Origin of the sequence: Pseudemcibacter aquimaris (genome assembly GCF_028869115.1) — a bacterium.
Classification (GTDB): domain Bacteria; phylum Pseudomonadota; class Alphaproteobacteria; order Sphingomonadales; family Emcibacteraceae; genus Pseudemcibacter; species Pseudemcibacter aquimaris.
The window spans coordinates 1,822,186-1,840,938 of the sequence record NZ_CP079800.1; the positions used below are offsets into that span (position 1 = coordinate 1,822,186).

The 18,753-nt window shown below is 42.3% G+C and carries 19 protein-coding genes; 10 read left to right on the forward strand and 9 right to left on the reverse strand.

Going from position 1 to position 18,753, the window contains the following annotated elements:
• Window positions 1-279: 279 nt before the first annotated feature.
• Window positions 280-1,839: an N-acyl-D-amino-acid deacylase family protein gene (locus KW060_RS08620; protein WP_249034410.1), complete on the reverse strand. Its 1,560-nt coding sequence runs from the start codon at window positions 1,837-1,839 to the stop codon at window positions 280-282.
• A 392-nt stretch (window positions 1,840-2,231) separates the two neighbouring features.
• Here KW060_RS08620 and KW060_RS08625 point away from each other — a divergent pair, with 392 nt between their 5' ends.
• Complete coding sequence (locus KW060_RS08625) at window positions 2,232-2,438, forward strand: cold-shock protein (protein ID WP_249034411.1); 207 nt, start codon at window positions 2,232-2,234, stop codon at window positions 2,436-2,438.
• A gap of 329 nt (window positions 2,439-2,767) precedes the next feature.
• Here KW060_RS08625 and KW060_RS08630 read toward each other — a convergent pair whose 3' ends face one another.
• From KW060_RS08630 to KW060_RS08640, 3 genes are read right to left on the reverse strand one after another with little or no spacing between them, the layout of a single operon-like run.
• Window positions 2,768-3,394: a class I SAM-dependent methyltransferase gene (locus KW060_RS08630; protein ID WP_249034412.1), complete on the reverse strand. Its 627-nt coding sequence runs from the start codon at window positions 3,392-3,394 to the stop codon at window positions 2,768-2,770.
• Window positions 3,395-3,417: 23 nt separating this feature from the next.
• The gene (locus KW060_RS08635) at window positions 3,418-3,654 is read right to left on the reverse strand and encodes a hypothetical protein (RefSeq protein WP_249034413.1); all 237 of its coding nucleotides are present in this window, start codon (window positions 3,652-3,654) and stop codon (window positions 3,418-3,420) included.
• A complete protein-coding gene (locus KW060_RS08640) occupies window positions 3,647-4,093 on the reverse strand; it encodes a MarR family winged helix-turn-helix transcriptional regulator (RefSeq protein ID WP_249034414.1) in 447 nt (148 codons plus the stop codon). Before KW060_RS08640 ends, KW060_RS08635 begins: the two co-directional genes overlap by 8 nt.
• Before the next feature lie 215 nt (window positions 4,094-4,308).
• Here KW060_RS08640 and KW060_RS15935 point away from each other — a divergent pair, with 215 nt between their 5' ends.
• On the forward strand, window positions 4,309-4,524 hold the full coding sequence (locus KW060_RS15935; RefSeq protein WP_420833108.1) for a DUF1294 domain-containing protein: 216 nt from the start codon (window positions 4,309-4,311) through the stop codon (window positions 4,522-4,524).
• 179 nt (window positions 4,525-4,703) lie between these two features.
• On the opposite strand, the gene KW060_RS08645 is transcribed toward KW060_RS15935, so the two are convergent.
• A complete protein-coding gene (locus tag KW060_RS08645) occupies window positions 4,704-5,600 on the reverse strand; it encodes a TolB family protein (RefSeq protein ID WP_249034415.1) in 897 nt (298 codons plus the stop codon).
• A 191-nt stretch (window positions 5,601-5,791) separates the two neighbouring features.
• Between KW060_RS08645 and KW060_RS08650 the strand changes: the two genes are divergently transcribed.
• From KW060_RS08650 to KW060_RS08680, 7 genes are all read left to right on the forward strand, one after another.
• Complete coding sequence (locus KW060_RS08650; RefSeq protein WP_249034416.1) at window positions 5,792-6,778, forward strand: winged helix-turn-helix domain-containing protein; 987 nt, start codon at window positions 5,792-5,794, stop codon at window positions 6,776-6,778.
• Between the two features lie 12 nt (window positions 6,779-6,790).
• The gene (locus KW060_RS08655; RefSeq protein ID WP_249034417.1) at window positions 6,791-7,288 is read left to right on the forward strand and encodes a hypothetical protein; all 498 of its coding nucleotides are present in this window, start codon (window positions 6,791-6,793) and stop codon (window positions 7,286-7,288) included.
• A 95-nt stretch (window positions 7,289-7,383) separates the two neighbouring features.
• Window positions 7,384-7,878, forward strand: a complete 495-nt coding sequence (locus KW060_RS08660) for a VOC family protein (RefSeq protein ID WP_249034418.1) — start codon at window positions 7,384-7,386, stop codon at window positions 7,876-7,878.
• Window positions 7,879-7,974: 96 nt separating this feature from the next.
• Window positions 7,975-9,873: a S9 family peptidase gene (locus KW060_RS08665; RefSeq protein WP_249034419.1), complete on the forward strand. Its 1,899-nt coding sequence runs from the start codon at window positions 7,975-7,977 to the stop codon at window positions 9,871-9,873.
• 10 nt (window positions 9,874-9,883) lie between these two features.
• Window positions 9,884-10,618, forward strand: coding sequence for a TSUP family transporter (locus KW060_RS08670; protein ID WP_249034420.1), 735 nt, complete (start codon window positions 9,884-9,886; stop codon window positions 10,616-10,618).
• An 87-nt stretch (window positions 10,619-10,705) separates the two neighbouring features.
• Window positions 10,706-11,317, forward strand: a complete 612-nt coding sequence (locus tag KW060_RS08675; RefSeq protein ID WP_249034421.1) for a LysE family translocator — start codon at window positions 10,706-10,708, stop codon at window positions 11,315-11,317.
• A gap of 74 nt (window positions 11,318-11,391) precedes the next feature.
• A complete protein-coding gene (locus KW060_RS08680) occupies window positions 11,392-12,252 on the forward strand; it encodes a hypothetical protein (RefSeq protein WP_249034422.1) in 861 nt (286 codons plus the stop codon).
• A 161-nt stretch (window positions 12,253-12,413) separates the two neighbouring features.
• Here KW060_RS08680 and eno read toward each other — a convergent pair whose 3' ends face one another.
• From eno to tpiA, 4 genes are all read right to left on the reverse strand, one after another.
• The gene (eno, locus tag KW060_RS08685) at window positions 12,414-13,685 is read right to left on the reverse strand and encodes a phosphopyruvate hydratase (RefSeq protein WP_249034423.1); all 1,272 of its coding nucleotides are present in this window, start codon (window positions 13,683-13,685) and stop codon (window positions 12,414-12,416) included.
• Between the two features lie 18 nt (window positions 13,686-13,703).
• Window positions 13,704-15,338, reverse strand: coding sequence for a CTP synthase (locus tag KW060_RS08690; protein ID WP_249034424.1), 1,635 nt, complete (start codon window positions 15,336-15,338; stop codon window positions 13,704-13,706).
• A gap of 79 nt (window positions 15,339-15,417) precedes the next feature.
• Window positions 15,418-15,747, reverse strand: a complete 330-nt coding sequence (gene secG, locus KW060_RS08695) for a preprotein translocase subunit SecG (RefSeq protein ID WP_249034425.1) — start codon at window positions 15,745-15,747, stop codon at window positions 15,418-15,420.
• 108 nt (window positions 15,748-15,855) lie between these two features.
• Window positions 15,856-16,623 (reverse strand): triose-phosphate isomerase, encoded by a 768-nt coding sequence (gene tpiA, locus KW060_RS08700; protein WP_249034426.1) that lies wholly within the window; start codon window positions 16,621-16,623, stop codon window positions 15,856-15,858.
• A gap of 191 nt (window positions 16,624-16,814) precedes the next feature.
• Between tpiA and KW060_RS08705 the strand changes: the two genes are divergently transcribed.
• Entirely contained in the window at window positions 16,815-18,746 is a 1,932-nt protein-coding gene (locus tag KW060_RS08705; protein WP_249034427.1) for a peptidylprolyl isomerase, read from the forward strand.
• Window positions 18,747-18,753: the final 7 nt, after the last annotated feature.

Here is an 18,753-nt window from a genome sequence, read left to right on the forward strand (position 1 = left end):
GAAAGCTAATTGCTGCCGTATTTCACTTCTAACAATTAAACTTTAATCTGTTTTAGTATCTTCTTTGGGTTTAGCTTTAGGCTGTATGGGACCATTTTTTTTGAGATCGTTGTTATGGTCTTTTGTATTATCGTTGCTTTGAGGTATTTTTGTTCTGAAGAGATCTTTGTAGGACATTATAATGCCTTTCATAAAAGCTACAGGAATATGCAGCTATGCTATATATGGGGCTAGTTATTATTAATACAAGGGAAGGCATATTAATAACTGCATGAACTGCTAATTATTTATATTTTGTCTGCGAATAATTTTTCCTGGCCTCGCATCAGTTACAACATCCTTATTCCAGACAAGTTCCCCATTGACCCACACAGCAGCAATACCGCTTGAATATTGTAATGAATTTTCAAAAGAGGCATTGTCCTGAATAGTAGCTGGATTAAAAAGGACCAAATCTGCCGCATAGCCTTTTTTAATTAAACCTCGATCCGTAATTCCAAGATTACTTGCGGGTAAACTTGTCATTTTTCTAATCGCTTCACTTAAAGAAATAACTTTTTTATCCCTGACATACCGTGCTAGAACACGAGCAAATGCCCCTTGACCCCGTGGATGGCTATCATCAATGCCGCCATCAGTGGTGATAGCTGTGAAGGGCCATTTCATAAATGCTTCAATGTCCGCGTCGCCAATGTTGCGGCCAATAACGCGTTCATGAAGGTTTTCTCGCTCTGCGCGTTGAAGCAGCTCCATCATTAGATCAACAGGATCTTTGTTCTTTTCAATTGCAAGTTCTGATAATGTCTTGCCGATATATGTTGGTTCACCCTCATAATCTGAAATTGTAATGCTGGAGGGAGACGCGATTGAGTTTAAAGCATATTCCGCTGCTTCTCGGTCCTCATAATTTCGAGCAGGCATTAATATGGCCATGGGGGCCTTCCAGCCATCATACGGGTATATATCCGCTGTGATGTTCAATCCTGATTTGCGAGCATTATCCAGTTTATCGATTACAGTTGGTGCGTTTCCATGTATTTCGTACATAGCAAGTTTAATATGACTAATATTCGCGGAAATATCGGCCTCTCGGGCAATTGTAATGACTTCGTCTATGGCCTCTGTGACTTTAATATCTTCGCTTCTGATATGGCTTGAATATTTGCCACCATATTCTGCCGCTACTTTAGCGAGTTCGATTACTTCATGGCTATTTGAATATAAAGAAGGCTCATATTCAAGTCCTGTTGACAAGCCCAGTGCACCCGCTTCCATATCGCGCCGCAACATTATTTTCATCTGGTCAAGCTCATCCGCTGTCGCTAAACGTTTAAAATCATTTCCCATAACAATTTCACGGTAGGTATCATGAGGGGCAAAATAGGCTAAATTTATCGCTGCAGGTGTTTTTTCAAATACTGAAAAACTGTGGTCAATTGATATAAAAGGACTTCCAAATGTTGATGCACCACCGTCCAGACCACTTACAATAGTTGTAATGCCTTGCGCAAGTGCGCTTTCAGGTGCTGGTTTATTCATAAGTTTAGTATCATGGTGGCTATGCGGATCAATAAACCCAGGTGCAAGTGCTAAGCCGTTCGCATCCCATATAATGTCATTTTCATTGGCAGTAATATCCCCAATTTTCTTAATCAAACCGCCTTCTATTCTTACATCCGCAAAGTAACTTTTGTCGCCAGTACCATTATAAATAAATGCATTTTTAATCAATGTTACTGTACCCGGTAACTCTGATTGTTTATCTACATGAACACTGCAGGAATATATAAATAGCAAAATAAAGTTAAACAATAGATGCCTAAGAGGACTGATATTCATAATATTTCCTAGTAAGATAAAAGGTGACCTAAATCGAATAAAAACTTAGACATGTGGAAAAACAAATTCTGTTCATGATGATAGTAGACCTTGATGAGTAATTGTCCACGCTTTATTTTTTAATGATCTTTGTTGGTATTCATCTTTACGCAACCTATGTATTCATAATATTAAGCTATTTTAAGAAAAACATTAATTTGGTTGACATAACATCCAATATAGTATCTAAGCGAAACAAGTTTGAATTATACATTTACTAACGCTTCCATTTCTTTTTCCAAATTATTTGATTTAGTCTCGGTCGATTGACGTAAGTCTAAATCAGGCGGACAAGCTTGTCCGCGATATCGTGGATAAGCAATTTAATAATTAAGTGCACAAGGAGAAATATTGTGGCAACAGGAAAAGTAAAATGGTTTAACCATACTAAAGGGTATGGATTTATCGAAACAGAAGATAGAGGTTCTGATGTTTTTGTACATATCAGTGCTGTAGAACAATCAGACCTATCGACTTTAAATGAAGGTCAATCAATCAGATTTGAAATTCAGGATAAAGATGGTAAAAAATCTGCTTATAATTTACAAGAAACTGCATAAGTAGCTCTTAATAAGATGTTTCCTAAAGGCACGGTAGATTTTATCTTCCGTGCCTTTTTTTGATCAATTTAACATCCGCTTCTGGCCGTTAGCAGACATTCGAATGTTAACGGTTACAATAATTGTTGAAGTTTTTTGTGCTATACTCTTTTAGACTTTATTTTCGAACGGTTCGGTAAACTATTACACACCCCACAAACGGCAATATTGCAATCAAAAATAACCCTATATCTAAGTTTCTCAGTGCTGAGTACATTAACAAACACGTTTTCTTGAGTGACCACCCAGCGGACACTCGCTCATTTTATTTTTAATATTTCTGCCAAAATTCATTGAGGCTGTGTCAATTTTTTACCAATTACCGTAACCGATGGCACAGGAGTACAGGAATACTCTAAAATCTCAATTTCTAAAAACCCGACATCAACCATTAACTTGCGTACTTTCTCTGCCATTTCCAGAGCTTGTAAACGGCTCGGTCGTTTGGTCCGTGGCATATAAGTAACAGCTGCCGCTCCGTTGCGTGCTAGTATTCGATAAATTTTTTCAATAGCTTCTTTTTGATCTCTAAAAAACTGGATAACGTTCACACAAAAAACCTTATCGAAGTATTGATCTTCAATCTGGCATGTTTCAAATTGTTCAATCCACAACTCAAGGGTTCCATCAGAAACGGCTGGCAAGCACGATTTCCTCGATTGGACTATCATCTCTTTAGAATGATCAAGACCTACAAGCTTCCCGCCGTTGATTTTCTTAAGAACCTCGGTCAGCGCTACACCCGGACCACATCCAATTTCCAGTACATAATCTTCTGGATTTATACTTAAAGCATCCACTGTAAAAAGGTTTCTTCTAATGTTAGATCCACGATTAGCCATAATCCAACCGGCAAGTTTACCAATACTGCCAGTTGGATGTCTAAATTGGCCCACAATGTACTTTCTAAGCGACATTCTAAAATCAAACTGTTTGCAAATTAATGAGGTCGGTTATTGGGTCTACGTCGCCCAATATTTAGAACAAAAACCAAAAACGCAATGTTTGTCGCAAACATAAAAGCATGCTTGAATTGGATGGATTGCAAGCCAAATAATTCTGTAAGTGTACTGTTCCATGACCAGAGTAGTAATACACTCCACATTAAGAGTGCAATCACTGCTAAAAAGGCACACTTTACCATTTTATTTTTACTCAATTCGTTTTCACTATTCATTTTCAACTCCTTCAAGTAGTGAGGTTAATTTATTGATCACACTGGACGCTGTCGCAATTTCCCGTTCGGTGAATTTAGTAGAAATTTCCTTCATGAAATCTTTTTCACGACGGAGAACCACTTCAAATTTGCACCTTCCCAATTTAGAAAGTGAAATTAGGAACGTACGTTTGTCTTTTGGATTGTTGTCACTGTTGACCAGACCATGTTGAGACAGGTTATTTACGATTACCTGGATGTGTTGACGCGAAACGCTCTTGCTTCTTGCAATGTCGGGAACCGTTATTGCGTTATCTGGATAAAGAGTTTCCATAACCGCCCGTGCCGATGCATTTACGCCAATATCGCTATGTAATTCATCCGCAGTAAATTTAAGCACGTTAAAACAATGTCGAATTTCGTCTATTACTAACTTTATATTAATTGTATCAGTACTCATAAATGGTCTTTCAAGTTGCTAGTCACTGGCTAAATATATAATACGACAATATACTTGTCAAAATATTCGACAACATTATTGTCAAATAATTATTAACATATTGTATTTAATGTGCTTATTCATAAGTAGATAGTTTGTAATACTTGGTTGGTGCGGAATATTCGATATAATGTACCAGAAAATTATCTAATTTTTAGAGCAATTAAAGGAGGTTATTGACCTTTATTTTATACCGCTCAGATAAAATTTCTGCACGAAATGGACAACAACGAACCCCAGAAAATACACTGCACTTTCTCTCTTGTTTAGGTGGATGGCCTGGTGCATTATTCGCACAACAGAAATTTCGACACAAAAATAAAAAGCAATCATTTTTAATCTTATTCTGGATAACCGTAATTATAAACTGCACAGCTTTTTATGGCTTTTAACACCCCAGGGATTAAATAATCTCAATGTTGTTTTAGATAATTACTTTTAAACAAGGACAATTATTCTAATGTCCGCTTCGGGTCGAAAGCAGACATTATGCTATGGATAAAGACCCTATATGTGTCTTTATTATTGTCACATTCGCGAAAAAGATTACAGTAAAATTGATCCTGTAATGTCACTCAATATTTTTATCATAAATTGATGTTTGGGTTAGGTTGGTTTCACTGCCGCCTGCTGCAGGAATGATGAATATATCATTATGGTTAAGGTTATTATGTCTGACGCTATTAAAGGCAATAAATTTATTATCTGGTGACCAATTGGGATTTGTATCCCTGACATTATTATCCGTCAGTTGCCGTAAATTTGTGCCATCTGAATTTATGGTATAAAGCTCGGCACTTGTGATGCCATCCTTCGCGAAACTGAATGAAATTTTGTTGCCGCCATTTGTAAGGGATATGCCATAGAATGAACTGTTTTCCTCTTTATTCATTGAAATGACTTCTATTGTGTTTTGACCGTCGCCATCGGCGATATAAATTTTATGGTCCGATACAAATGCAATGTGGCTGCCGTCTCTGGAAATATATGGAAATTTGATTGATTTAAATTCTTTCAATATTTGCTTAGCTTTGCGCGTCACAAAATCATATTTATAAAGTTTGGTTTCCTTATAATCACGAAAAGCATTTTGTGTCAGATACACCAAGGATTTGTTATCCTCGGTTTTGCTGAACCAAAGCGCCCATTCACCTGCCTTTGGATTTACGTTTGTAAGTGGTTCGTAACTGCCATCTTTTAAATTATGGTGATAAATATTCGCCCCGCCGAATGGTTCCGTTGCGTCCCGATCAGACACCACAATAAGGCCTTCTTGATGAAACGGCAGCACCCACCAATTGCGATGATCGCTACTTGTAATTTTGGTTTGATTGCTGCCGTCCACATTCATTTTATAACTTTGCGCCGGAACATCATATGCTTTACCCGGCGTTATTCCCCGGTAAGAATAAAAGTAAATATAATTGCCATCATCACTAAACACGGGCGCAATGTCATCATTCGCCATAACGTCATTCATGAACGTCAGGCAAAATAAGCTAACTATTGACAAGTATACGAAACTCTTGTTCATAATTGGTTATTCCTTATGGTTTTTAAATTCGGTTCTCGGTCGTAATTTAATAAAATGGAGATAGAGCCTGTCATTAAATTTTTGGTGAAATTTGGTGAATAAGTGGTGAAAGTGATGGTTATTCAATGAGTTATGATAAATCCAAGATGATATCATTAGGAGACATTCAAGTTGACCTTGAAGCCGAAACTTGCACAAAAAACGGCGCCCGCCTCAATCTGTCGCCGCTTTCATTTAAACTTCTTGCGTGTTTGATTGAGCATGATGGCGAGGCAGTTTCATCAGAATTATTAAAAGAAAAAGTCTGGCAAGGGATTGCTGTCACGGACGATGGCTTAAAACAAAGAGTACGGATTTTACGAAAGGCATTGGGTGACGACGGAGAAACGCCAAAAATAATCGGCGCTGAACGCCATAAAGGTTATAAGCTTTTAATATCCCCTAAGCCATTAAATACAAGTAATCCTATCCTCATCAAGGGTCTGGCCTTATCATTTATTGTTATCGCCATAATATTTTCAAGTTTTTTCTGGGAAGATAAAAAATCAATAAGACTTGTTGTGATGCCCTTTGAAACAGAAGATGTTGATCAACAATCTCTCTTATTTACCAGAGGGCTAACCTATGAATTAATTTCCAGAATTAATTCGATGCCCGTTTTATCCACAGTCAATCTTACCAGTGCTGGCCTTTATGCAGATAAGAGAGCGCGTGATGTGGCGAAAGAATTTAATGCCGATGCCATTATTGAAGGAAGCGTTTTACGCCAAGAAGGATATTTAAAAGTTAATGTTCAAATGACCGATGGGGAAAGCGAAGAGGTAATTTGGTCCAGCATTTACGAAAAATCAATGCCCGATATATTTGAAATTCAACGGGATATTACATTTCATATAGCGCTGGTTTTAAATCAAGATTTTGACCGAAGTACCGCAGAACATCTTAAAATCTTCCCAACCGAAAATATTGAGGCATACTCCCTCTTCATTCAAGCGCTGGGATACGAGGGGCAAATGCACGATGAAGCCGTCAATTTATTAGAAAGAGCCATTGACCTTGACCCCGAATTTAAAGAAGCAGAAGACTTGCTGATAAAAATAAATGACAATTAAACAGGAACCGTTATGAAAAATTTATATAAAATCACAATCGCCATAGTGGTCTTGAATTTATTCGGTATTACGTATGCGACTGCAAACGACTTTAAGCCATCCACGATAGATTTTGATCAAGACCTAAATGCATCACGTTTATCATTAAAGCAAATATGTGAAAGCATTGATGAACGAGAATTTAACCCACCAGAAATTCCAGGCACCAAAGAAAGCCATGTTCAACTGGATTGTCAGGGCTTTATGTTTGAAGGGCAAAAAAGATTGGCTGAATTTGTATTTCGTGACGGAAAACTGGCGCTTGTCTGGGTATTGCTTGATGAAAGCGTTATGGATGACATGGAAGTAAAAATGATAAAATTATTAGGCGAACCTAGCCACGTTTCAGCAGAATTCACAGCCTTTAGCGCGAAAAACGCGGCCTTGATCAAAGAAAAAACGGAAGTGGTTTTTTATGCACCGATGATGTCAGAAATGTTTGACGCATGGTTTGCCAATCCAGTGATGTAAATACCCATTAACACCGTCTTCACAGTTATGTGTTTTGACTTGAATGCAGAATTATTCATAGTGAATTTATCTTAAATTTAAACGGATTTAAAAAAATGAATAATATTTTCAAATTTGCCCTAATGCTTATGATGTTCTGCACATTCATCAACCGATCTGCCCACGCGCAGGATAACCCCTTTGGTACGGAAACGGTTAATCATATTGGCCTAGCGGTTAGTAAGCTTGATGAAAGCGTAAGTTTTTTCGTTGATACACTTGGTTGGGAAAAAGTGGGCGGTGATCCGGATTACCCCGCTGTATTTGTTGCAAATGGTAAAATGATGATTACATTGTGGCAAGTGGAAGACCCAGCAACAGCTACACCATTTCATAGACGCAAAAATATCGGCCTACATCACCTTGCGATCACCGTTGAAAGCCTTGAAAAATTACATGCGCTATATGACAAAATTAAAAATATGGACAATATCCATATTGAATTTGCACCAGAACATATGGGCAATGGGCCAACCACACATATGATGATAAATGAACCAAGCGGTATTAGACTGGAATTCATTGTTCCCGGTGGCCGCATTAGAAACTAATAAGAGAACTTTTTATAATGGCGTAATCATCAATTTACACAATACCATTTTGTCGTTATCCTCACTTGGCACAATCATAATAACAGGGGATTAAACATGAAATTCATTAAACTAATTTCAATCGTGTTATTGCTTCAAGCCTGTAGCGAACAATCTGATGTCGCGCCCATGACGGCTGATACTGATCATCAGACCTACACAGCAGAAGATTTTTATAAAACCATCAGCATCGGCGGATCGTCAATTAATCATGACGGCACGGCGGTTCTCATAAGTTCCGATGAAACGGGGATTTATAACGCATACCGTATGCCGCTTGATGGATCCCCGGCAGAGCAGCTCACCAACAGCACAGTTGAAAGCACATATGCAATTTCATGGTTCCCCGGTGATGACCGCATTCTTTATTTCGCAGACCAGGGCGGTAATGAAAATGATCATGTTTATGTGCGTGAACTTAATGGATCGTCAAAAGATCTTACCCCCGGTGAAAATGTGAAAGCAATTTTCGCTGAATGGAGCGACGATGACCAATCCTTTTACATCATGACCAATGAACGCGACCCTCGTTATTATGACATTTATAAATATCAGGTGAGCGATTATTCCCGTGAACTGATTTTTGAAAATAACGATGGATATTCACCGCAAGGCATAACCGGTGATGGCCGTTGGATTGCTCTGCGTCTTGAATATAACAACACGGACAGTGATGTTTTTCTTATTGATCTCGCATCCGAAGATCAAGCGCCGATCAATGCCACTGCGCATGAGGGCGAAGTTGATCATTCCATCTATGATTTTACCGCGGACAATAGCAAACTGATATACGCCACCAACGAATTCGGTGAATATAATCAGGCATGGTCCTATGATCTGGAAAGTGGCGAACGCGCACTTCATTTTAAAAATGATAATTGGGATGTGAGCTTCCTTTATTTTTCGGATGACGGCAAATATCAAGTTGCCGGCGTAAACGAGGATGCGTCAACCAAAGTAACCATTACCGATACAGAAAGCGGTGCTGACGTTATTATGCCCCCGCTTCCGGCGGGTGATCTTCGTAGTGTTAATTTCACTGACGATAGCCGCAAAATGGTGTTTTACATCAATTCGGATACGTCACCATCGAACCTTTATGTCCATGAAATTGGCACGGACACGGCAACACGCCTTACCAATTCAGGGAACCCGGATATCGATGAAAACATCCTTGTCCCAAGCGAGGTCGTCAGATTCAAAAGCTATGACGGGCTTGAAATTCCGGGGCTTCTTTATAAGCCGAAACAGGCAAGCGCAACGAATAAAGTTCCGGCGATTGTTTATGTCCATGGTGGCCCCGGTGGCCAAAGCCGAAAAGGGTATAACCCAACGGTTCAGCATCTTGTGAATAATGGTTACGCGGTCATGCGTATTAATAACCGTGGTTCAAGTGGTTATGGAAAAACATTCTATCATATGGATGATAAGAAACACGGCGACGTGGATTTAAAAGACGTGGTTTATAATAAATATTACCTTCAATCCCTTGATTGGGTTGATGCGGATAAAATCGGCGTCATGGGCGGCAGTTATGGTGGTTATATGGTTATGGCGGCCATGGCCTTTACCGATGAATTTAATGTTGGTGTAAATATTTTTGGTGTAACCAACTGGGTTAGAACATTAAAAAGCATCCCTGCCCATTGGGAAGCCGCCCGTAAAGGACTTTATGACGAACTTGGCGATCCGGAAACCGATGAAGAACGGCTACATAACATTTCGCCTGTTTTCTTTGGTCATCAGGTAAAATCACCTGTACTTGTGGTGCAAGGATCAAATGACCCGCGCGTCTTGCAAATCGAAAGCGACGACATGGTCGCTGCCATCCGCGAAGGCGGCACATATGTGGATTATCTGATCTTTGATGACGAAGGGCACGGCTTTAGCAAACGCGACAACCGCATCGAAGCATCGAATAAATATCTTGAATTTTTAGATGGGTATTTAAAGTAAAACTAAAATTATGTCTTTAAGTTTACTACCTGAATTTGGGCCATGGATGATCTGCGCCATCGCGGTATTCATAGGAACCCTTGTTCAACGATTATCTGGCGCTGGATACGGAATGCTCGCGGCCCCGATGATGGCATTGGTTGCCCCCGAATGGTTACCGGGAACCATCGTTTTGGTTGGTTTCTTCATTGGGGCAGGTTCAATGTTAAATGCCCGTGACGCCGTTCAGTGGAAGGATTTACCACCGGGTTTCGCCGGTCGCATATTGGGCGCAGGCATTGCAGCATACATCGCCGCCGCCGTCGTGGGGACGGATTTATTATCAATCATTGTCGGGTTCATTGTATTATTTGCAGTGGCACTTAATTTGATTGGTCTTAACATTTCAATCACGCGTAAATCTTTATTCATTGCTGGTGGTATTGGTGGCATCATGGGTACGCTTACCGGGATTGGCGCGCCGCCCATGGCGATCCTTTATTCCAATGTTGAAACCAGAAGGTCAGCCGCGACGCAGAATGCATTTTATAGTTTCGGGTCATTGACCGCGATAGCTGCACTTGGCATTGGTGGTGTTCTTACATTGTCGCAACTTGCCTTTGCTGCATCCCTCGCCCCTTTGGTTCCACTTGCTTTATGGATATCGCGCCCGCTTGCCATTCGGTTTGAACGCGGTGCAATTCGCCCTTGGGCACTCGGCATGGCAACAATTTCGGCTTTAATATTGCTAAGTCATAGTCTTTAGCGTGATTTAATTTGCGCTTCTTTATTTCCGTCGGTAGACTTCCTGAAAATGAATAAAGCATATAATTAAAATTAAGGAAAATGTGACATGGGTATTGAATTTTTGGCCACCTCCATTGCGGTGATATTGCTTCCGGGGATTGGGGTTTTATATTGTATTGCGATCGGTCTTGGGCGCGGGTTTAACGCGAGCCTGATGGCGGCGATTGGTTGTACGCTTGGGATTGTTCCGGCGGCGATTGCCAGTATCATTGGCCTTGCGGCGATTTTCCATACAAGCGCACTCGCGTTTCAGGTGGTTAAATATCTGGGTGTTTTATATATGCTTTATATGGCGTGGAACATCGTTCGTGATGGCGGCGCGCTGGATATTAAGGAAGAAAAAAACAAAGACAGCATGATCCGTATTGCCATTCGCGGTACGCTGATCAATATTTTAAATCCGAAGCTTTCGTTATTTTTCCTCGCCTTTTTACCGCAATTTGTTGATGCGGGTCACGAACAGGCCACACAAGCAATGGTGATGCTTGCGGGTGTCTTTATGCTGCTGACGTTCATTGTGTTTACCGGATATGGATTATGCGCGTCCCTCGCCCATGAATATGTCGTCCGCCGCCCGAGAGTATTAAAATGGTTAAAACGGTCCTTTGCTGCGACATTCGGGTTCCTTGGGGTACGGTTGGCGTTGAGTGAGCGGTGATCTTTATATAAAACAAGCTTGCCAGTAATAATAATTCAAGTTAGCTTTACTCATTCCATCATTGGGGGACAATAATGAATTATCTTGCAAAATCTTTTAAATTACTGACGTCAACAATCATTCTATTGTTAGGCGTAAATCACGCAAATGCGGAACGGGCAATCATTAGCCATGACCGCAAGGCAGATGGCTTTTGGAAAACTGAACGTGCAAAATTTCTTGATGACCCTATTTTTAACGATAAGCTTCTTGAAGCTGCTAGTAATACATCTAGTAAAAATGAAATTTCCACACCACAGGAAGCTTCTGCAAAAATCACACAATTGATCTTAGCAGAGCTAAGCAGTGAAAAAGGCGTACATATTGAAACCGCCCTTGCAACATTAGGGGCTTTATCTGGTTTTTCCTGTCAGATGGCCATTAGAGAGGCATTCGTAAAATCTGGTAAAATTTCGCTAGACGATGCCTTTGTCGTTGTTGAAACCAACAGCAACGAAAAATTTTATATGGGCCCACTATTAAATGAGTGCATTGTATCGAATAAACAAGGACAGCATTCGGTATGGGGCTTCATCGGTGGTGCTGTACAAAGTCTTGAAAAACCATTACCTGAACTGGAACCAATATTTGCTCGAACAAGCGCAACGATCGGCGGCGATGAATTTGCAAAATTTGAAGTTGCTGATAAAAATCAACCTCATTTTCCAAGTGAAGAATTGCTATGGAAGTATTGGAATATTACGAGAAACATACTGATGGTCAATGATCAGGACCCAATGTTCTGGCCTTTTATACTCGGAATATCTACTCAACAGATTATCCTTCAAGGAAAGAATGCTATTGACCCTTCATTAGCAGCAAAAATCGCCATGGAAGCGGCAATACCAATGTCAAAAATTGACCCACAACGTATCCATGCAGCATCTTTAGAATAGATGAAATCTCTAAATTTTCGTTAATCATAAACTCGTCACCCTCGGGCTTGTCCCGTGGGTCTTGAGATACTCGGGACAAGCCCGAGTATGACGGAAAGTAGTAATAAAAAAAGCCTCTACACTTTCGTATAGAGGCTTTTTCATTTTAATTCATATTGCCATTAACGCAGGATGCTTTTACCTGCGTAATGTGCGGCTGAGCCAAGCATTTCTTCGATGCGGATTAGCTGATTGTATTTTGCTAATCTGTCGGAACGGGCAAGTGAGCCTGTTTTGATTTGGCCACAGTTCAGCGCAACCGCAAGGTCAGCGATTGTTGCGTCTTCTGTTTCACCGCTACGGTGTGACATAACGGATGTATATTGCGCGCGGTGCGCCATGTTTACAGCGTCAAATGTTTCCGTCAGCGTGCCGATTTGGTTAACCTTCACAAGGATTGAGTTACCAACGCCCTGATCAATACCGTCAGAAAGGCGTTTCGGATTTGTCACAAATAAATCGTCACCCACTAACTGTACTTTGTTGCCGATGGCGTCTGTTAATGCTTTCCAGCCTTCCCAGTCATCTTCGTCCATGCCGTCTTCAATAGAAAGGATCGGGTAACGGTTACAAAGATCAACGTAGTAATCAACCATACCGCCCGCGTCGAGTGTCTTGCCCTCGCCAGCCAGTACGTATTTGCCGTCTTTATAAAATTCTGATGATGCCGCATCCAGTGCAAGCATGATGTCTTCTTCCGGTTTATAGCCAGCATCTTCGATGGATTTCATAATGAAATCAAGGGCATCCGTCGTTCCGTTAAGGTTCGGTGCGAAGCCGCCCTCGTCGCCAACGCCCGTGTTATGACCCGCATCAGAAAGGTTTTTCTTTAGCGTGTGGAAAATTTCCGCACCCATTTGAATGCTTTCACGAATGTTGCCCGCAGATACTGGCATAATCATGAATTCCTGAATATCAATCGGGTTATCCGCATGTTCACCGCCATTGATGATGTTCATCATTGGAACCGGAAGCACATGTGCGTGTGGACCACCAAGGTATGCGTAAAGTGGCATTGCTGCCTCGTCTGCGGCGGCCTTTGCCGTTGCAAGTGAAACACCAAGGATCGCATTGGCACCCAGACGTGATTTATTTTCCGTACCGTCCAGTTCACACATCGCCTGATCAAGGATGATCTGTTCTTCTGCGTCCATACCGGTTAGCGCGTCATAAAGTTCTGTGTTCACCGCTTCAACGGCTTGTTCAACGCCCTTACCCATGTAACGTTTGCCACCATCACGAAGCTCAACGGCTTCATGCGCGCCGGTTGATGCGCCACTTGGCACGGCCGCACGGCCAAAGGCACCTGTTTCCAGGGTAACGTCAACTTCAACGGTAGGATTACCGCGACTATCAATGATTTCGCGGCCTTTAATATCAATAATTGCTGTCATGTGTTGTCTCTTAAATCTTTAAACTAAGCGTGATTGATTAAGTGCTGCTTCGATATAGGAAGCAAATAACGGATGTGGATCAAACGGCTTGGATTTAAGTTCCGGGTGGAACTGTACGCCGATGTACCACGGATGATCTTTAATTTCCACGATTTCAGGGAGCGTCTCATCCGGTGAAAGACCAGAGAATGTAAGCCCCGCATTTTCAAGGATTTCGCGGTAATTAATGTTAACTTCATAACGGTGACGATGGCGTTCATGAATTGTATTGCTGCCGTAAATGTCGGCAACATGGCTGCCTTCTACAAGGCTTGCTTCATATGAACCAAGGCGCATTGTACCGCCCTTATCATCATCTTCGCCGCGTTGGTGAATAACGCCGTCAAGTTCCCATTCGGTCATAAGACCAACGATCGGTGATTCTGTTGCGCCAAATTCGGTTGAGCTCGCGTCCTTGATACCCGCCATATTGCGCGCAGCTTCGATACAGGCCATCTGCATTCCGAAACAAATACCAAAATACGGCACACCGCGTTCGCGGGCAAATTTCGCCGCCTTGATTTTACCTTCTGAACCGCGTTCACCGAAGCCACCCGGCACAAGAATACCGTCAACAGTTTCAAGAACCTTGATCGCGTCTTCGTTCTTTTCAAATTCTTCTGCGTCGATCCATTCCAGTTCCACTTTAACATTATTGGCGAAACCGCCGTGCGTTAGTGCTTCTGATAATGATTTATACGCGTCTTTTAATTCCACATATTTACCAACGATACCGATGGTGACCTTGCCTTCCGGCTCATTCACGCGTTCTGATACATCAAGCCAGCGTGTTAGATCAGGTTCATGTTCCTTTGGATCAATGTTAAAGGCACGCAGCACTTCAACATCAAGCCCTTCGGCGTGGTAATTAAGCGGCACTTCGTAAATGCTGTTGGCGTCAAGCGCCTGAATAACCGCGCTTTCCGGCACATTACAGAACAGACCGATTTTACGGCGTTCATTATCCGGAATTTCATGTTCACAGCGACAAACAAGCACATCCGGCTGAATACCGATGGAAAGCAATTCTTTCACGGAATGCTGTGTCGGTTTTGTTTTAAGTTCACCCGCCGCGCTGATATATGGCACAAGCGTCAAATGAACGTAAATACATTGACCACGCAGATCATTACCAAGCTGACGCAATGATTCAAGGAACGGTAAACTTTCGATATCACCGATTGTTCCGCCAACTTCACAAAGCACGAAATCTGTGCCCTCGTCCACGTCGGATGTGGCAAACTCTTTAATGGCGTTGGTTACATGCGGGATCACCTGAACCGTCGCACCAAGATAATCACCACGGCGTTCCTTGGCGATGATGTCGGAATAAATACGGCCCGTTGTCACGTTATCGGATTGACGTGCCGGCACACCCGTAAAGCGTTCATAATGTCCAAGATCCAGATCGGTTTCGGCACCGTCATCGGTTACAAACACTTCACCATGCTGATAAGGCGACATTGTACCTGGATCCACATTAAGATACGGATCAAGTTTTCTAAGTCTGACGGAATAACCACGCGATTGTAATAACGCGCCAAGAGCGGCGGAGAGGAGGCCCTTCCCTAAAGAGGAAACCACACCACCAGTAATAAAAATATAACGTGTCATTGGTTGCTAACAATCCAGAAAATGAATTTAAATATTAGTCTATATAAAAACAAACGGCACCAGTGGTGCCGTCTGCGAATTAGTTTGATTGTGGTACTTGAGGCTCAGTCGGTGCAGGCAGCTCAGGAACCGCTGGCTGTGTTACAGCAGCCGGTGCCGCTTCATCCAGAACGGATGATGTCGCAGAGTCCTGTTTGGCAAGCCATGCCAGAACCAAGCTCGTTACAAAGAAACAAGCCACAAAAATAGTTGTAAGTTTCGTGAGCAGATTCGCCGCTGAACGGCCTGTCATCATGCTGCCCTGTCCACCACCGATACCCAGTGCGCCACCTTCGGACTGTTGTAAAAGAACAGTCACAACAAGCGCTACCGCTAGCATCAAATGTATAACAAGAACGACTTCTTGCATTTTCTTACTCTCTTAAATTAATAGTTATCACCTTGTGGTAATATAATGATCCCACAGGTCTTTACAAGTGGCTTTTACTTGAAACTTATCCGCTTGGCTAGTGTTATTTTAGCCAATTTCATCATATGCAGAAATAATTCCGTAAAAGTCATCCGCTTTAAGGCTTGCACCACCCACAAGCGCACCGTTTACATTCGGAACGCTCATCAGTTCATTTGCGTTGGATGCCTTAACGGAACCACCATAAAGAATACGGATTTTGGCGCCATCTGCACCAAAGCGGGTCTCAAGAACCGCGCGGATTTCAGCGTGAATTTCTTCAACGTCACCTGCTGTTGGTACTTTACCTGTTCCAATCGCCCAAACCGGTTCATATGCAATTGTTGTATTGTCCGCTGTTGCGTCATCCGGAATGGATGCTTTAACCTGACTTGTTACAACGCTTACCGCGTCCCCTGCTTCGCGTTCATCAATGGTTTCACCAACACAAATAATTGCTGTCGCACCTGTTGCTTGTGCGGCTGATGCCTTTGCCTTAACGGTTTCATTGCTTTCACCGTGGTCTGCGCGGCGTTCTGAATGGCCGACGATGATATGTTCGCAACCAAATTCACGGATCATTTCAGCTGAAATATCACCAGTATGGGCGCCAGATATGTTCATGTGGCAATCCTGTGCACCAATCGCAACATTTTCAGCACCCAAATCCGCCAAAGTGCCGATCAATGTATAAGGCGGGCAAATAAGCACGTCGCATTTTGCACCATTTTCATTCACAAGATCGTTTAACTTGCTGATTTCTGCGCTTGCGGCCTTAAGGCCGTTCATTTTCCAGTTGCCGGCAACCAGTGCTTTTGGGGCAGTCATATCGGTCATTTCCCTTATGTTAATTTCCATTACGCACTGACTAGCAGATATTTATTTCGATTTCCACATGGTTTATTGAAAAAACGCTGCTTTTATGGTTGCGATTAGGGGCAACGCTCACTATTATGCCGCAATTATTTATACGCGTTTAAAATATAACATCACGCGACAGAAAAATTAAAAGAATACAGGTTAATTGAATGTTTGAATTTTTCAGAAAAGGCATGGGCTCTATTTTTGCCGGTGCACTACTTGCTATCCTGATCGCCAGTTTCGCATTATTTGGAATTGGTGACCCGCTATCCACCCTTGGTGGTTCTGACGTTGCGGAAGTCGGCGACGAGAAAATCACAATGAATGAATTTTCGCGTACCTTCGATATGGATTTCCGTCAGACACAGGCCCGCTTCGGTGAAACCTTTACCATGGATCTTGCGGTACAATTCGGTTTCGGCAATCAGGTGCTATCGCAAATGGTTGACCGTAAATCATTTGATGTGGCGGCAAAACAGCTTGGTATTCGTGTTACGGATGAAGAACTACGTAATTACATTCTTTCCATTCCTGCATTTCAGGATGGCACAGGCGCATTCAACCGCAGCTTTTTCCAGCAAACTGCCCGTTCGCAAGGATATTCAGAAAGCCAGTTCGAAGATTTAATGCGCGGTGACCTTGTTCGCGGTAAATTCGTTGATAGCTTAACAAGCAACCTTGTGACACCGGCAATCGCCGCTGAAACACTGACAAAATATACAACCGAGGAACGCACCGCAGAAGTGCTAACCATCCCGGCAAGTAAAATGACAGCAATCGGCGAAGCAGACGATGAAACGCTGACAACATTTTATAACGATAATAACCCGCTTTATATGGCGCCGGAATATCGTGACATCAGCTATTTCGAAATTTCAGCATCCGATCTTGCCGCAACCATCGAAGTGACCGATGAAGCGGTTCGTGAAATGTATGAAAGCCGTATTATGAGCTACACCACAGAAGAAGAGCGTGGTTTTATGCAGATGCTTCTGGATGATATGGATGCGGCGAATGCAGCGATTGCGGAACTTCAGGGCGGCAAATCATTTGAAGACGTTCTATCCGACCGCACTGGCGACACCGCAGAAGACGCAACGTTCGAACCACAATCACGTGATGATTTTGTTGGTCTTTACGGCGAAGATGCCGCAAATGAGCTTTATGCCCTAAATTCCGGTGAATACACAAGCCCGGTTGAAACAGGGTTCGGTGTTTATATTTTCAAACTCGGTGAAGTAAAAGAAGGCGCCGTTTCATCATTCGAAGATGTAAAAGACGGTCTGCTTGCCGATATTAAAAATGAACGCGCCATTGACCAGCTTTTTGATGTGCGTAACACAATTGATGACGAACTGGCCGCTGGTGCACCGTTAGCCGATATTGCATCCGTCATTAACGCAGAAGTTAAAACAGTGACAAACGTATCTATCGAAGGCATCATGCCAGACGGCAACGCATCAAGCGATCTGCCGCTGATTGTTGATTTCCTTGATGTAGCATTTAGCCGCCAAGTTGGTGACGAACTTGAATTATACGAAGGAATTTCAAACAAGTTTTATATGCTTGATGTTGATAACATTGTTGATTCAACCCTTAAACCATTTGACGAGGTAAAAGACCAGGTCACCGCAGACTGGGCACAAAACCGCCGCGTGACACTGGCAACGGAGCTATCCGACCGTATCATTGAAGAATTAAGCGCGGAAGGTGCAGAAGCAAAAGAACTGGCCGAATATCAAAATGTTGATAGCGGTGAATTTGACCTAAGCAGCGTGACCGTTGACAGACCGAATGCGGAAAACACCGTTGCTGCAGACATTCATTCAAGCATTTTCGGCCAGGACATTGGCGGCATTCAAAAAATCGCAGCCGCAAATGGCGACGGTTTCGTGATTGTGCGTGTGAAGGACAGAATGCTTTCCGCCGATGTGGAAGAAGCGGCCCTTGAAGGCACAAAAGAACAGATCAAAAATACAATGCTTAATGATTTGATGGCGGCATATACCCTTCATTTATATGAAGAGCTTCCCGTCACAACGTATGAGAACAATTTACAATTGATCCTTGATCAACTTGTTTCACAAACAGCGCAGTAAATATAAA

What these genes read in the sequence shown, in the direction of transcription:
- secG (WP_249034425.1), bottom strand. Translation starts at nt 15,747, where the DNA reads ATGCAAGAAGTCGTTCTTGTTATACATTTGATGCTAGCGGTAGCGCTT.
- KW060_RS08680 (WP_249034422.1), top strand. Translation starts at nt 11,392, where the DNA reads ATGAATTATCTTGCAAAATCTTTTAAATTACTGACGTCAACAATCATT.
- KW060_RS08630 (WP_249034412.1), bottom strand. Translation starts at nt 3,394, where the DNA reads ATGTCGCTTAGAAAGTACATTGTGGGCCAATTTAGACATCCAACTGGC.
- KW060_RS08640 (WP_249034414.1), bottom strand. Translation starts at nt 4,093, where the DNA reads ATGAGTACTGATACAATTAATATAAAGTTAGTAATAGACGAAATTCGA.
- KW060_RS08645 (WP_249034415.1), bottom strand. Translation starts at nt 5,600, where the DNA reads ATGGCGAATGATGACATTGCGCCCGTGTTTAGTGATGATGGCAATTAT.
- KW060_RS08660 (WP_249034418.1), top strand. Translation starts at nt 7,384, where the DNA reads ATGAATAATATTTTCAAATTTGCCCTAATGCTTATGATGTTCTGCACA.
- KW060_RS08675 (WP_249034421.1), top strand. Translation starts at nt 10,706, where the DNA reads ATGGGTATTGAATTTTTGGCCACCTCCATTGCGGTGATATTGCTTCCG.
- KW060_RS08665 (WP_249034419.1), top strand. Translation starts at nt 7,975, where the DNA reads ATGAAATTCATTAAACTAATTTCAATCGTGTTATTGCTTCAAGCCTGT.
- KW060_RS08690 (WP_249034424.1), bottom strand. Translation starts at nt 15,338, where the DNA reads ATGACACGTTATATTTTTATTACTGGTGGTGTGGTTTCCTCTTTAGGG.
- eno (WP_249034423.1), bottom strand. Translation starts at nt 13,685, where the DNA reads ATGACAGCAATTATTGATATTAAAGGCCGCGAAATCATTGATAGTCGC.
- KW060_RS08620 (WP_249034410.1), bottom strand. Translation starts at nt 1,839, where the DNA reads ATGAATATCAGTCCTCTTAGGCATCTATTGTTTAACTTTATTTTGCTA.
- tpiA (WP_249034426.1), bottom strand. Translation starts at nt 16,623, where the DNA reads ATGACCGATATGACTGCCCCAAAAGCACTGGTTGCCGGCAACTGGAAA.
- KW060_RS08635 (WP_249034413.1), bottom strand. Translation starts at nt 3,654, where the DNA reads ATGAATAGTGAAAACGAATTGAGTAAAAATAAAATGGTAAAGTGTGCC.
- KW060_RS08705 (WP_249034427.1), top strand. Translation starts at nt 16,815, where the DNA reads ATGTTTGAATTTTTCAGAAAAGGCATGGGCTCTATTTTTGCCGGTGCA.
- KW060_RS08650 (WP_249034416.1), top strand. Translation starts at nt 5,792, where the DNA reads ATGAGTTATGATAAATCCAAGATGATATCATTAGGAGACATTCAAGTT.
- KW060_RS08655 (WP_249034417.1), top strand. Translation starts at nt 6,791, where the DNA reads ATGAAAAATTTATATAAAATCACAATCGCCATAGTGGTCTTGAATTTA.
- KW060_RS08670 (WP_249034420.1), top strand. Translation starts at nt 9,884, where the DNA reads ATGTCTTTAAGTTTACTACCTGAATTTGGGCCATGGATGATCTGCGCC.